At 57.4% G+C, this 13,254-nt stretch carries 12 protein-coding genes and 1 tRNA gene; 8 read left to right on the top strand and 5 right to left on the bottom strand.

Annotated elements, in window-relative coordinates; translation table 11 throughout:
- The 5 genes from E1180_RS05380 to E1180_RS05360 form a co-directional block, all read right to left on the bottom strand.
- A complete protein-coding gene (locus E1180_RS05380; protein WP_155190116.1) occupies positions 1-1,356 on the bottom strand; it encodes a tyrosine-type recombinase/integrase in 1,356 nt (451 codons plus the stop codon).
- Between the two features lie 92 nt (positions 1,357-1,448).
- Positions 1,449-1,525 (bottom strand) — tRNA-Arg (locus E1180_RS05375).
- Positions 1,526-2,094: 569 nt separating this feature from the next.
- Positions 2,095-3,576: a sensor histidine kinase gene (locus tag E1180_RS05370; RefSeq protein ID WP_155190114.1), complete on the bottom strand. Its 1,482-nt coding sequence runs from the start codon at positions 3,574-3,576 to the stop codon at positions 2,095-2,097.
- Between the two features lie 50 nt (positions 3,577-3,626).
- Entirely contained in the window at positions 3,627-5,057 is a 1,431-nt protein-coding gene (locus E1180_RS05365) for a dihydrolipoyl dehydrogenase family protein (protein ID WP_155190112.1), read from the bottom strand.
- 39 nt (positions 5,058-5,096) lie between these two features.
- Complete coding sequence (locus E1180_RS05360) at positions 5,097-5,888, bottom strand: TVP38/TMEM64 family protein (protein WP_155190110.1); 792 nt, start codon at positions 5,886-5,888, stop codon at positions 5,097-5,099.
- 354 nt (positions 5,889-6,242) lie between these two features.
- Here E1180_RS05360 and rpmH point away from each other — a divergent pair, with 354 nt between their 5' ends.
- From rpmH to E1180_RS05320, 8 genes are all read left to right on the top strand, one after another.
- The gene (gene rpmH, locus E1180_RS05355; protein WP_006934271.1) at positions 6,243-6,377 is read left to right on the top strand and encodes a 50S ribosomal protein L34; all 135 of its coding nucleotides are present in this window, start codon (positions 6,243-6,245) and stop codon (positions 6,375-6,377) included.
- A 59-nt stretch (positions 6,378-6,436) separates the two neighbouring features.
- Positions 6,437-6,838: a ribonuclease P protein component gene (gene rnpA / locus E1180_RS05350; RefSeq protein ID WP_155190109.1), complete on the top strand. Its 402-nt coding sequence runs from the start codon at positions 6,437-6,439 to the stop codon at positions 6,836-6,838.
- A gap of 9 nt (positions 6,839-6,847) precedes the next feature.
- On the top strand, positions 6,848-8,689 hold the full coding sequence (yidC, locus tag E1180_RS05345; RefSeq protein WP_283404550.1) for a membrane protein insertase YidC: 1,842 nt from the start codon (positions 6,848-6,850) through the stop codon (positions 8,687-8,689).
- A 187-nt stretch (positions 8,690-8,876) separates the two neighbouring features.
- Positions 8,877-9,527 (top strand): CatB-related O-acetyltransferase, encoded by a 651-nt coding sequence (locus E1180_RS05340; protein WP_155190105.1) that lies wholly within the window; start codon positions 8,877-8,879, stop codon positions 9,525-9,527.
- Between the two features lie 500 nt (positions 9,528-10,027).
- Positions 10,028-10,690: a Fic family protein gene (locus E1180_RS05335; RefSeq protein WP_196220537.1), complete on the top strand. Its 663-nt coding sequence runs from the start codon at positions 10,028-10,030 to the stop codon at positions 10,688-10,690.
- A gap of 54 nt (positions 10,691-10,744) precedes the next feature.
- Positions 10,745-11,392 (top strand): ribosome biogenesis GTP-binding protein YihA/YsxC, encoded by a 648-nt coding sequence (gene yihA / locus E1180_RS05330; RefSeq protein ID WP_155190102.1) that lies wholly within the window; start codon positions 10,745-10,747, stop codon positions 11,390-11,392.
- Positions 11,393-11,619: 227 nt separating this feature from the next.
- Positions 11,620-12,507 (top strand): acetylglutamate kinase, encoded by an 888-nt coding sequence (argB, locus tag E1180_RS05325; RefSeq protein ID WP_155190175.1) that lies wholly within the window; start codon positions 11,620-11,622, stop codon positions 12,505-12,507.
- Entirely contained in the window at positions 12,504-13,250 is a 747-nt protein-coding gene (locus E1180_RS05320) for a pyrimidine 5'-nucleotidase (protein WP_283404500.1), read from the top strand. The genes argB and E1180_RS05320 overlap by 4 nt, the downstream gene beginning before the upstream one ends.
- Positions 13,251-13,254: the final 4 nt, after the last annotated feature.

Below are 13,254 nucleotides of genomic sequence, written 5' to 3'. Positions count from 1 at the left end.
CTACGAGATGCAGACTTTCTTCAGACTCTGCTCCAAATATTTTATGCTAAACCCACTACCGTAATTTTCTCCTACATCACTGCTCGAATGCCCTTGAATTGCATTTCGAACATCCTTCGGAACGCCGACGTTTCTTAGTCGGTCTTTCATTGTGTGGCGAAGACTATGAACACAGACATTCGGGTCTTTGAACCCAACACGATTGCGCAAAAACTTCATCAACCTGGCTGAGGCTTTAGTATTGCCTGACTGACCAGCGTAATTTGGAAATAGAGGCGCCTCTACTCCAGCAGCATATCGACGAGCGGTAACCGACAGCCCACCTTGAAGGGCATATCCAATTAATGGAACAACTCTTCGGCTCCCTTGGTTTTTCAAATCACGGAATTTATTGGGTCGGATTTGTAGTATCGGCACGTCACCTCTTAGATCGACGTCTTTCAGCTGGAGGCCAACCACTTCTCCCAGCCTCGCACCTGTATCTAGAAGAATGTGAAATATATCCCTCAACTCGTCACTAGTGCTTCGCAATCCAAGTTCCCGCAACAAAACCTTTAGTTCCTGACCAGTGAACGACCTTCTCGCATCCTCTTCTGAGAACGAAGCTTTCACTTTGAGCCGAGCAAATGGATTGTTTCGATGGATTTCGCACTCGCGATAGGCAAGAGCAAGAATCGCGTGGCAATTCGCGATATATTTGTTGATCGTAGCCGGAGCTTTTTCCTGTTCGATCAGCTTCTCTCGAAAAGATCGCGCATCCTGGCGTGACAGCTCAGTCACATCCTTATCACCGATGGCGTCGACCAAGAGTTTGACAACCCTTTCGCGTTCCAGTCGAAACCTTTTCCAGACGGCATCTCCTTCGGATCGTGAACCGCGCTTATCGTTCAAATATATGTCCAGTGCGCCCTTTAACGACAATCCGTTCGTAGGAACTACTTCTTCCTTTGTGTCGAGCACCTCAGCCGTCAACATGACAGCACTTGTCTTTGGGCTAGTTTCAAACACTGGTGCCTCAGCCACTTTCTGTTGTTGAGTGCAGATACCGGGCAACGTTTCTTGTTGCCGCCCCCCCGTGTACTGGCTGTACTCAAGCGCCTTGATATCGCGCTTAAAAAGCTCATAGAGCTGAGAACTGGAACTTTGTTCATGCAACAATCCCACGAACAGCTTCTCAACACGTGCATTGATCAACTCGCAACGCCGCTGGGCTTCTAAAACGTCCTCAGTCTTCAAGCTGCGGATAATTTCCGTTCGAGGCACGAGGTCACGCGCAAATGCGGGTATTCGCCTCCGATATTGGAGACGGTTAGACGCCGGGTGGCGATGAATATATTTGAGAACAAAAGAAGGCATTCCGATCCGCGTGTATCATTAGCGGATCAGGCGTGTAGCGCCAAATTTGCTTTCTTGCAATAGGCATATATATCAATGCCTTATCACAAGAATGGCGCACCGGGGAGGATTCGAACCCCCGACCCCCAGATTCGTAGTCTGGTGCTCTATCCAGCTGAGCTACCGGTGCTTGAAGCGCGAAGCGGGTTTTTGCTTTGGAAGCGTGACAAACCATTGCTCGCGGCTCGCGGGGCGACACCGCCCCGGACAGGGCGCTTATCTACTGCGGTCCGGGTGGGGATGCAAGTGACTTTTTGAAGTTTTTTTCAAAGAACTGTCACACTTCAGAGAAACTGGCCAAAGCCCGCCATTCCCGCCCCCCAGAGGCAAAGCGGTTGCTTGCGGGTCAGCATTGAATAGGACACTGAGGGCTGGTCCAGCAACTGCATGCAAGCTGGCATTGGCCGGATACAACAAGGCACGGACGAGAGGGCTGGTCGACGGGTCGTCCGTTGGCGCACATGGCTTGCCAACAAAACGCGAAAGCATTGCCGTGTCCGTGGCCTGCTGATCCGGCCGCAGATCGTCGTTAAACACTGACCGATTCGCCTAGCGCGCTTCCCCTCGCCCAAAGCGATTCCCGACCAGACGGAACGTGCCAGACTTGTCCAGCTTGGGAGAATAGCTCTTGATTTGAAAGCTGATCGCTTCTGGAAGGATCGAGCATCTCTGGACGTTTCGGACGAAACGCCCGCTTCTCTAAACGGACCGGTCGGGCAGCTCGATCCGGAAGCAGGTGCAGGGCTCGGCCTCATCGAGAACGATCTTGCCGCCATGGGCCTTTAAGAGTTCCGCGACAATGGCCAGTCCCAAGCCGATGCCGCCGGTTTTTGAGCCGCTGTGGAACGCCTTGAACAGCGCCGGGCGCAGGTTGGCCGGAATGCCAGGACCCGTGTCAGACACGATAATATGCACGCATTTGCCCGCCCGGGTGGCTTCCAGCGTGATCCGGCGCACCAGTGTTTCATCCTTTTCCGCCTCAAGGGCCTGAACAGCATTGCGGGCAAGGTTCAAAAGAACCCTGAACAGCTGCTCCGGATCCGCGTCGACCTCAAGGTCTGCGGACACCTTGTTCTCAAAGGTGATGCCGGGCCTGTCCAGAATTCCCAGCACGTCGGCAACATCCTCGCCCACCCTGTGAAGGTTCAGCAAACGCCGCTGCGGTGCCCGTTCCTGGGCTTTGCCATAGGCCATGACGGCCTGGGTGTAGCCGACCGCGCGGTCCAGGGTCGCCAGGATTTTCGGGGCCAGCCGGCTGACGGTGGGGTCGGGAACGTGCTCCAGCCGCTCCAGGAACAATTGCGCAGAGGCCAGAAGATTGCGCAAATCATGGTTGATCTTGGAAACCGCAAGGCCGAGATCGGCGAGCCGCTGCTTCTGGTGAAGGGCCCGCGACAAGGCCTCTTCCATCTTGGCAAGGCGGATTTCCGCATCCCCAAGCTCATCCTGCCGGGCGGAGACTTCGATGATGCCGGAGGCGTCTTCCGGATTTTCGGCGAACTGCTCCATAGAGCGCGTGAGGCGCCGCAAGGGGCGGATGAAGACCGCCCGCAAGGTGATGTAGACAAGACCGGCGGTGAAAACGGAAATCACCAGCGACAGCGCCAGGATGCGGTAGGAAAACGCCCGCATTTCCTGTTGCAGCAAGCGGACCGGAAACACAACGTCCACCCGCTCGGTATGGGCCATTTGCCCAGCGCCGACAACACGCATATACCCGTCCCCGCGATATGCCAGCAGGGCGAAGCTGTTGGTCACGGCCCGCCACGGATTGTCCTTGGCCAGATCAATTGAGAAATCGACCGTGGACGGAACGCCGCTCATGGCAATCAGGCTGCGCCGGGAGCCCTGGTCGAGCGAAATCGTCACCGCTCCGGTGGCACGCAGCAACTCTTCCTGAAGCCGCGGTGCAATGGTGTTGGTTTCGGCAAGCACTGACGCGGCAACGCCTGCGGTGGCCAGCCGGTCCTTCAGCCAGGTGTTCCGGAAATTGGCGATGGACGGAACATAGATGAAGACTTCGGCGATCATCACGAAGAGAATCGTGAGCAGCAAGAGTTTTCCCGACAGGCCGCCAAACCGATGACGCCCGAACCGCGATGCCATCTCCAGATCTGGCGCGCCCTCGCGATCCACGCCCGAGGCGGGAACCGGATTATCTGGGGAAGCCTGATGCTTCATATCGTATCAATTCCAATCGGCCCGGGTTAAGCCCAAACGGTTCGGATGATTCATCCAAACTTGCGCAATAAACTGATTACGCTACGCAACCAAGACTTTTTTGGGACATCGGCATAGTAGGAAATCGCTGCCCGGCGCACGAGCTCGCCGAGAGTGGGATAAGGCGCGATAAAACCGACCAGGTCTTTCATGGCCATTTTCTTCGAGAGTGCCAGGGACAGAAGATTGATGATTTCCCCGGCCTGCGCCCCGGCAACGTCTGCGCCAAGCAATCTGCCGCCCGGTCCGGCAATCAGTTTCAGCCGGCCGGTGGTCTCGCCCTCGGCCTGAGCACGGTCATTGCCGGCATAATCCGCTGACAGAACCTTCACCTTGGCACCGTATCTGCGCCGGGCCTCCTGTTCGTCCAGACCGACATGCCCCAGCTCCGGCGATGTATATGTCACCCAGGGGACGATGGAATTGTCCATTTTGACCGGCAGACGGAACAGGATCGAGCGAATCACAAGGCCTGCCTGGTATCCGGCAACATGGGTGAATTGCAGGCCGCCAGCCACATCTCCGATGGCATAAATCTTCCGGTTGCTGGTGCGCAGGCCCTTGTCCACCTTGATGCCCTTTGCATCAAAAGACACACCAGCCTTGTCGAGCCCCAGTCCCTGAACGTTTGGCGCGCGCCCGGTGGCGACCAGCAGGTGGCTTCCAGACAGTGTGACCGCCTCCCCCTTAGCTCCCGCCGCCTGCACCGTGATGGCGCCGCTGCTGCCGGAAACCTCCTTCACCTGTGTCCCTTCAAGTATCTCGATACCTTCACCGCGCAACCGGTCCAGAACAATGGCGGCCAGTTCCTGATCATCCTTGCCGAGCGCTTTCTGAGCCTCGACAACGGTCACATCGGCGCCCAGGCGGCGGTGCGCCTGCGCCATTTCAAGGCCGATCGGCCCTCCGCCGATAATGATGAGATGAGACGGTGTTTCGCGCAGCTCGAACAGGCTTTCATTGGTCAGGTATGACACCTGATCCAGCCCCGGGATGGGCGGAACAAAAGCGGACGAGCCGGTCGCGATGACAAAGCGCCGGGCCGCAATCTCCGTGTCCCCGGCCTGCAACAGCTCCGGGCTGGAGAATTCGGCGGCTTGCCGGAGCACGGTGACGCCCAGCCCTTCAAAACGCTCTTGAGAATCATGCGGTTCAATCGCGGCAATGACGCTGCGGACATGGTCATTGGCCGCGGAAAAGTCGATCGACTGACTGCCGATGGACACACCGAACTTTTTCGACCTTTTTTCACCGGCAGCAGATTTTGCGGCCGCCAGCAGGGCCTTGGAGGGAACACAGCCATAATTGAGGCAGTCTCCGCCCATCAGCCCCTTTTCAACAAGCACGACATCAACCCCGAACGCAGCGGCTGCAGCTGCCACCGATAATCCGGCCGAACCGGCCCCAATGACGCAGATATCCGGGGTCAGGCGTGCACCCATGGCTGTTTCCTTCCAATTTGGGAGAGATGCGGCGGGCGGTCAGCGTGCCCGGACTTTCTTGAGGACAATCGGTATCAGGCTGGCAAGGCCCAGCGCAAAAAAAGCAGCCAGCAACTGCGGTGTGACCAGAGCTGACACGGCGATTTCACAGGTTCCAGCGGCTGCACAGCCCGGATTTGCAGCTTCCTGCGCCTCCACGACACTGTCGAGCCCTGCACCGATAAACGCGAAGGCGAATGTGCCTGGAATAATGCCCAGGAAGGTCGCGGTGAGGTAGGACGGCAACGGCATGCGGAAGATCGCAGGCGCAATGTTGACCAGCCAGAAGGGAAAGACTGGGGTCAACCGCAGGAACAGAAGATAGTGAAACGCGTTCGCCCTGAACCCGTCGCCAATACGCTCCAGAAACGGTCCCGCCCGGCGGGTCAGCACATCACCCAGCGATGAGCGGGCAATCAGAAACACCGCGGCGGCCCCGGCCGTTGCACCAAAGACAGCGACAAACCCGCCAGCAATCCATCCAAAGAGGAACCCGCCGGCGATGGTGAAGAGTGAGGCCCCGGGAAATGACAGAGCGACTGCGAGCGTGTAGATGGACACGAAGAGAAGAAGGGCCCCGGCAAAATGCTGATCGACATAGCCAATAAGGTTCTGCCGCTGGGTTATGAGGTTGGACAGGGTCAGCTGCTCATGAAGGCCCTGTGAAAAGGCAAACCCCATGGCCGCCAGCAAAACGGCCAGCGGACCCCAGCGTTTGGCAAGTGCAAACCCGGAATTGCGGGCAGCTGGCACCTGTTTATCTCCTGCGCCCGGATCCGGTTGTCTTGTCATGGTTTCTGCCTTGCCGCGCGACATCTTTTCCTCGTGCCTCGGACTCTATCCGGTCTCTCGTTAAATCCTACAGCTAAGCAGGTGTAGCTTATTCTTGGTAAAAAGAACCAGGCATCACCGAGAAGTGACGCGGCCCACGGATCGCTTCACCGGGATGTGAGCAGATCATGACGGCGAGATTCTTGCCGCGGAAAGTTGACTTGTCCGGCTATGGCGCTTATAAGCGCGCCCGACTGGGACATGCATTCGGACCCAAGGCTCTTTGTTGGCCGCGCTGACACAGCGCTTCGAGTGCTTCCTCCAAAGAATTTAAAAATGAACAAGGGCCGCGCTCAAACCGCGCGGGGAAGAACAATGAAGCGTACGTATCAACCGAGCCGTCTTGTCCGCAAGCGCCGCCACGGATTCCGCGCACGTATGGCCACCAAAAATGGCCGTCAAGTGCTTGCTCGTCGCCGCGCAAAGGGCCGGAAGAGCCTCAGCGCCTGATCGGCATAAGCCCGCAGCGCGCCGGGTTGGCGGCGTCTGCCAACAGCCAATCCGCCGTTATGGACACTCTTAAAAAGCGCTCCGATTTCCTTGCGGTTGCCAAAGGCGGCCGGCTGGGACGGCGCGCTTTTGTCGTTCAGGGCCTGGAGCGCGCGCGGACAGATGCGCCGCGCATTGGCTATACGGTCACGAAGAAAACCGGCAATTCGGTCGCCCGCAGCCGCATCAAGCGCCGCCTGCGGGCAGCCGTGGCTGAGCTTTCGGCCAATGATATTCCGGAAAATGCGGATTTTGTGCTGGTTGCGCGCGAGAATGCGCTGACTGTGCCCTTCCAAAAACTTGTTACAGACCTTAAGTCTGGCCTCAAACAGGTTCTCGATCCGGCAACGCCTCGCGGGCGGGGAAAACCGCGCAAGGGCAAGCCGCAAAACACTACATCAACGCGCAGGAAACAGGGGTAACTCCAGTTGATTTCTGAAAACCGAAACACGATTCTCGCAATCGTCCTGTCCCTGATTGTCTTGCTCGCATGGCAGTATCTTTACGCCGGGCCGCAGCTCGAGCGCCAGCAGGCCGCTATAGAAGCCCAACAGGCAGCCGAAGCTGCCCGCCAGGCCGCAACATCAACCGGCACAAATCCTGATGCCCCGCAACCGTCTTTGGGCGATGACGCTTCAGCACCGGCAACGGTCCCCGGCACAGGCACCTTCGTTGACCGCGCCGCTGCCGTTAACGCCACGCCGCGGATCACAATCGACACGCCACGCCTTGAGGGATCCATAAATCTGACAGGTGGCCGTCTCGACGATCTGAGGCTGAAGGATTATCACGAGACCGTGGACAGAAGCAGCCCGACGATTGTGCTGTTTTCGCCAACCGGCAGCCCAGACCCCTACTATTCAGACTATGGATGGGTGGCCGACCCGAATGTAGATGTCGCGCTTCCTGGCCCGTCAACGGAATGGACCGTGGAAGGCCAGCCGACCCTGACACCGTCCACACCGCTTACGCTGACATGGGACAACGGTTCTGGCCTTACCTTCAAGCGCACCTACTCGGTCGACGAGAACTACTTGTTCACGGTTGCACAATCGGTCGAGAACAGCGGCGCGGAAGCCGTCACGCTTTACCCCTACGGCTTGATTGCCCGCCGCGGCATTCCCGAAACCACCGGGATCTGGATCCTGCACGAGGGTCTGCTCGGCGTGTTCGGTGAAGAAGGTCTCCAAGAGGTCGACTATTCCGATCTTGAAGAAGAAGGCAGTGTCCGCCCGCCACAGGTCAACCAAGGCTGGCTTGGCATCACCGACAAATACTGGGCAGCAACGCTGATCCCGACCCCGGGAACCGACTTTCAGCCGAATTTCAGCCACTCCGCGGTCACCGGAAACTTCCAGGCCGACTATCTCGGCAGCGGCGTGACAATTGCCGCAGGCAGCACCGGCGAGACCAGCGCTTACCTCTTCGCAGGCGCCAAGGAGACCAACCTCCTGGACGCTTATGAAGGTGCCCTCGGAATTGAGCGGCTTGAACTGCTGATCGACTGGGGATGGTTCTACTTCCTCACCAAGCCGATGTTCTATGCAATCGACTTCCTGTTCCACTATTTCGGGAACTTTGGTGTCGCCATCCTGCTGGTCACGGTTCTGATCAAACTGGTCTTCTTCCCGCTGGCCAACAAATCCTACGTCAGCATGTCCAAGATGAAGCTGGTTCAGCCGCAGATGCAGGAAATCCGCGAGAAATACGGGGATGACCGGCAAAAGCAGCAGCAAGCGCTGATGGAGCTCTACAAGAAAGAGAAGATCAATCCGTTGGCCGGCTGTCTGCCGATCCTGATTCAGATCCCGGTTTTCTTTGCGCTCTACAAGGTCCTGTTCGTCACCATCGAAATGCGGCATGCGCCATTTTTCGGCTGGATCCAGGATCTGTCCGCACCGGACCCGACCTCCATCTTCAACCTGTTTGGCCTGATCCCCTGGGATCCGTCAGTCGTGCCGCTGTTCGGCCCGTTCCTGATGCTTGGTGTCTGGCCGATCCTCATGGGCATCACGATGTTCATTCAGATGAAGATGAACCCGACCCCGCCGGATCCCACCCAGCAGATGATCTTCACCTGGATGCCGATCCTCTTCACCTTCATGCTCGCGTCCTTCCCGGCCGGTCTTGTGATCTACTGGGCATGGAACAACTTCCTGTCGATTGCGCAGCAGTATGTGATCATGCGCCGCCAGGGTGCGAAGGTGGAACTCTGGGACAATCTCGGATCCATGTTCAAAAAGAAAAAACCGGCAACAGACGACAAGAGCTGACAAAGCAGCTTGAAGTTGCTAAACGATCAGAGCCCCGCCCATGGCGGGGCTCATTCTTTTTGGAGTGCCCAGACAATGATCCAGTAAGACAAGACCTTTCCGACAAGGCGAAGCTGCCCGCCGGCAGGTCGACCGCGCACAGCGCGTTTTCCGATTTTCCTTGTTTTGCTTGTTTACTGGAGGTCCCATGCACGGCCCATCCCCCGACACCTTGCGCCCGTTCAGAGACGAACCGCACACCGTTTTCCTGAAAAACGTTATCACCCGGCCAAACATCGAAGTGGGTGACTACACCTATTACAACGATGCTGCCCATGCGGCCGAGTTCGAAGACCGCAACGTGCGCTACCACTTCGATTTCAACGGCGACAAACTGAAGATCGGAAAGTTCTGCGCGATCGCCCAGGGCACGACCTTCATCATGAACGGGGCGAACCACGCCATGAGCGGTTTTTCGACCTATCCGTTCAGCATCTTCGAAAACGGATGGGAGAGGGATTTCGACTTCTCTGTTTTTCATGAGGAAGCGCGCGGCGACACAATTGTTGAACACGATGTGTGGTTCGGCACCAACGCCACGATCCTGCCGGGCGTTACGGTCTGTTCCGGCGCAATTATCGGCGCCCATACCGTCGTCGGGTCGGATGTTCCGCCCTATTCCATCGTGGTTGGAAATCCAGGCCGTGTCATCCGGATGCGCTTTGACGAAGCCACGATTGAGCGCTTGCTGGAGATCGCCTGGTGGAATTGGCCGGTGGACAGGATCAGCCGGCATCTGAACGCCATTCGAGGCGCGGATCTTGCGCTTCTGGAGCAGGCCAGCTGCGATCACGGCTGACACATCGCGGCGGCCCCACCACCTCCTTCCAATCTAACGGAAAGATCATTCTGCATGGCGGCCGAAAATCCGGCCGCCATCACCTTGCCAATGCCGTGCGTCACAGGCGCCCGGCGTCCCATTACGTAATTTTGACAGGGTCACATGGCGCGGCAGCCCGCCGCGATTGACCATAGATGATCGCACACAATGAGGTTGGAATGGGTTTTTTTGGTAGGGGCCGGCGCCGGCCGGCCGACGTGATACTAACGCCCCGGGAATATCTAGAAATGGCCCGGGCAATGCCGGAATACCGCAGGCTTGCACAGGACAGCGATCAGGACTGCGCTGATCTGACCGTAGCGACGATTTGGGGTTTTGAGACCCGGATGACACCCCACAACTTAACGCAGATCACAACCAACCCGGCCAAAGAGCAATCCTTGAAGGTCCAGCTTGCCGGACGCCTCACCATGGAAAGGAACAACATTAGACGGTCAATCACCCATCTCAACAAGCTGTTGATCAAGGCCTATACGAACACGGTGGTGCATCTGCTGACCAATCCCGGCAACCAAATTTCGCCAAGCCAGTACAGCGCACAGGCGTCCGACAGCGATATCACCAAAGCCGCCAAGTGGATATGCAGCTCATCCAATACCTATGGCATGACGGTGAACCGCAGCGATGTTACCGCGATTGAACGGGCGATCGCCAATATCTTGAACCGTGGCTACGATTTGCGGCGGGTGGAAACGCTAGAGCTCATCCACAAAGCCGTGGTCGGCTCGATTCCAGCGAACCGCACCGCACTGCGGGCCACACCAATGGGACAGAACTATTGTGGTATCGGCGGCGGCAGCTATCTCCAGGCATTTGCAGCACACCAGTCACGCCGGATAAAGGAAACCCTGCCCCTCCCGCCAACGCTTTCAAATTTGCGGCAACGCTTCTATCCGGCCACGGATTCCCGGTATTTTTTGTATGTGCCGGAACGCCAGCGGCACCATAACAACTGGGGCAATATTGCCTGCTATCTTCTTGGGGCTCACTTGCGCGCGCACGCCTTCGCAGATGGCAATGGCAGGGCCAGCCGAACCCTGTTTGCCTGTGCCATGCTCAAAAGCAATTTCGCTTTTGTGGCCCCAACCTATGCGTTCGAAAAGGAGCTCTCCGGACTTTAATGAGCGCATAATGTCTGCTCGACGCAACGGCCTGAGCGTTGTAGAAGGCCGGTCATGAGCGATGAACAAACCTATACGGAAGAGGCCCTGGAGGCCGGGCGGCTGATGTTTGCCCTGCCCTGGGACTTCCAGACCAGTGTCACGGACATGTCCAATCTGCCGGATGCGGCCGGGATCGAAATCGCATTCGCGGGCAGGTCGAATGTCGGCAAGTCGAGCCTGATCAACGCCCTGACGGGGCGCAAGGGCCTGGCCCGGACGTCTTCAACGCCCGGGCGGACCCAGATGCTCAACTTTTTCGTGGCCCCGGAAAGTCCGCTGACCATCGTGGACATGCCGGGATACGGCTATGCACAGGCCCCCAAGGACCTTGTGGAGGCCTGGACGCAACTTGTCTTTTCCTATCTGCGGGGCCGTCCGAACCTGCGCCGCGTCATTCTCCTGATTGATAGCCGGCACGGATTGAAGAAGATCGACCTTGAGGCAATGGCTCTCCTCGACAAGGCAGCCGTTGTATATCAGGTGGTTCTGACAAAATCCGACAAGATCAAGCCGCCTGCGCTGACCAAGCTGATCACCGAAACCGAAGCCGCGCTCCGCAAGAGAGTGGCAGCGCATCCGGTCATCATCGCTACGTCTTCGGAAAAAAACAAAGGCATCAACGAGCTGCGCGCCGAACTCTGCCTCCTGGCCAACCAGTAATGCCCGTTACGGCAGGCAATTGAGATGACCGGGGAAACCGGCTATAGCAGGGAACTTTCGCCGCAAGGGCAATTCTCGCCGGTATAGAAACGGATTGTTTTGTGCCTGTGAGAGACATTGCTCTTCATTTTTGGGTTAGAGCATTTACCCGAGCCAGTTGATCGCAAGGCGCTCAAACTGATCGGGAAATGCTCTCAAAGCAAACACCGACCGAGTTTTCCGCCCCCATGAGCACACCCGACACGTCCAGCCGCGCCCACATCATTGCTCAGGCGCTGCCCTACATGCAGCGCTACGACAACAAGACCGTTGTTGTGAAATATGGCGGGCATGCCATGGGCGACCCGGAACTTGGCCGTGCCTTTGCCAGGGACATCACGCTGCTCCGACAGTCGGGCGTCAATCCGGTGGTCGTTCATGGCGGTGGCCCTCAGATCGGCAAGATGCTGGAACGGCTCAACATCGTCAGCGAGTTCAAGGGCGGATTGCGGGTGACCGACAAGGCGACTGTCGAAGTCGTCGAGATGGTTCTCGCCGGGGCGATCAACAAGGAGATCGTTCAGCTGATCAACGCGGAAGGCGGACGGGCCGTCGGGCTGTGCGGCAAGGACGGCAACCTGGTCAAAGCCCGCAAGCTCCAGCGGACCATCACGGACCCGGACAGCAACATTGAAAAGGTTCTGGATCTCGGCTTTGTCGGGGAACCCGCCGAAGTTGATCCGACCGTTCTCCGATTGGTTCTTAAGGAAGATATCATCCCCGTCGTTGCGCCGGTGGCACCGGGTGAAGACGGCGAGACCTACAACATCAATGCGGATACGGCAGCCGGCGCGATTGCCGGTTCCCTGAACGCCACGCGGCTCTTGTTCCTGACCGATGTTCCCGGAGTTCTCGACAAGGATGGGCAGCTGATCAAACAGCTGACTGTTTCCCGGGCAAAAGAACTGATCGCGGATGGCACCATTTCCGGCGGTATGATCCCGAAGGTCGAAACCTGCATTGAAGCGATTGACCGCGGTGTGGAAGGCGTCGTGATCTTGAATGGCAAGGTTTCGCACGCGGTCCTGCTGGAGCTCTTTACCGATGGCGGTGCCGGAACGCTGATCCGCCCGTGACCGAGAATTTGTCGAGCGCAGCAGAAGGGGCTCAAGCCCACCGCACGGACTTGCGGGTTTTCAAAGGTGTCGAGGCGTGGATCTTCGATCTCGACAACACGCTTTATCCGCATGAAGCTGATTTGTTTTCCCAGATCGATGACCAGATTTCTCTCTACGTACAGAAAATCCTGGACATCGGCCGGGACGAGGCAATGGTCCATCAAAAAGCGCTCTACCATGAATATGGCACGACGCTGCGCGGCCTGATGGAAAAGCATCAGATCGATCCCGATCACTATCTCGAATTTGTGCATGACATCGATTATTCCGGACTTGATCCAAATCCGGATCTGGGCCGTCAGATTGAGGCGCTTCCCGGCAAGAAGTTCATTTTCACTAATGGCGACCGGCCGCATGCGGAGCGCACTGCTGCAGCCCTTGGGATCTCGGATCATTTCGAAGATATTTTCGATATCGTCTCGGCGGATCTTATCCCGAAGCCTAACAAGGAAACCTACGACAAGTTTCTCGGCCAGACCGGTGTTTCATCAGCCCGCGCCGCCATGTTCGAGGATCTTCCGAAGAACCTGAAGGTTCCGCATCAACTGGGAATGTGCACGACACTGATTGTTCCCCGGGGCTCCAGATCCGTTCTTAAGGAAGGCTTCGACCTGGAGCGTGACACCTATCCGCATGTGGATTTTGTTACAGAAGACCTGACCGGGTTCCTGACGGCTGTGAATGGGGCCCTGGCGGGATAACAGC

Source organism: Roseibium denhamense, from assembly GCF_009711415.1.
GTDB classification, from domain to species: Bacteria; Pseudomonadota; Alphaproteobacteria; order Rhizobiales; family Stappiaceae; genus Roseibium; species Roseibium denhamense.
Note: the sequence above shows the minus strand (reverse complement) of the source record. Positions and strands in the feature narration are given on the sequence as shown.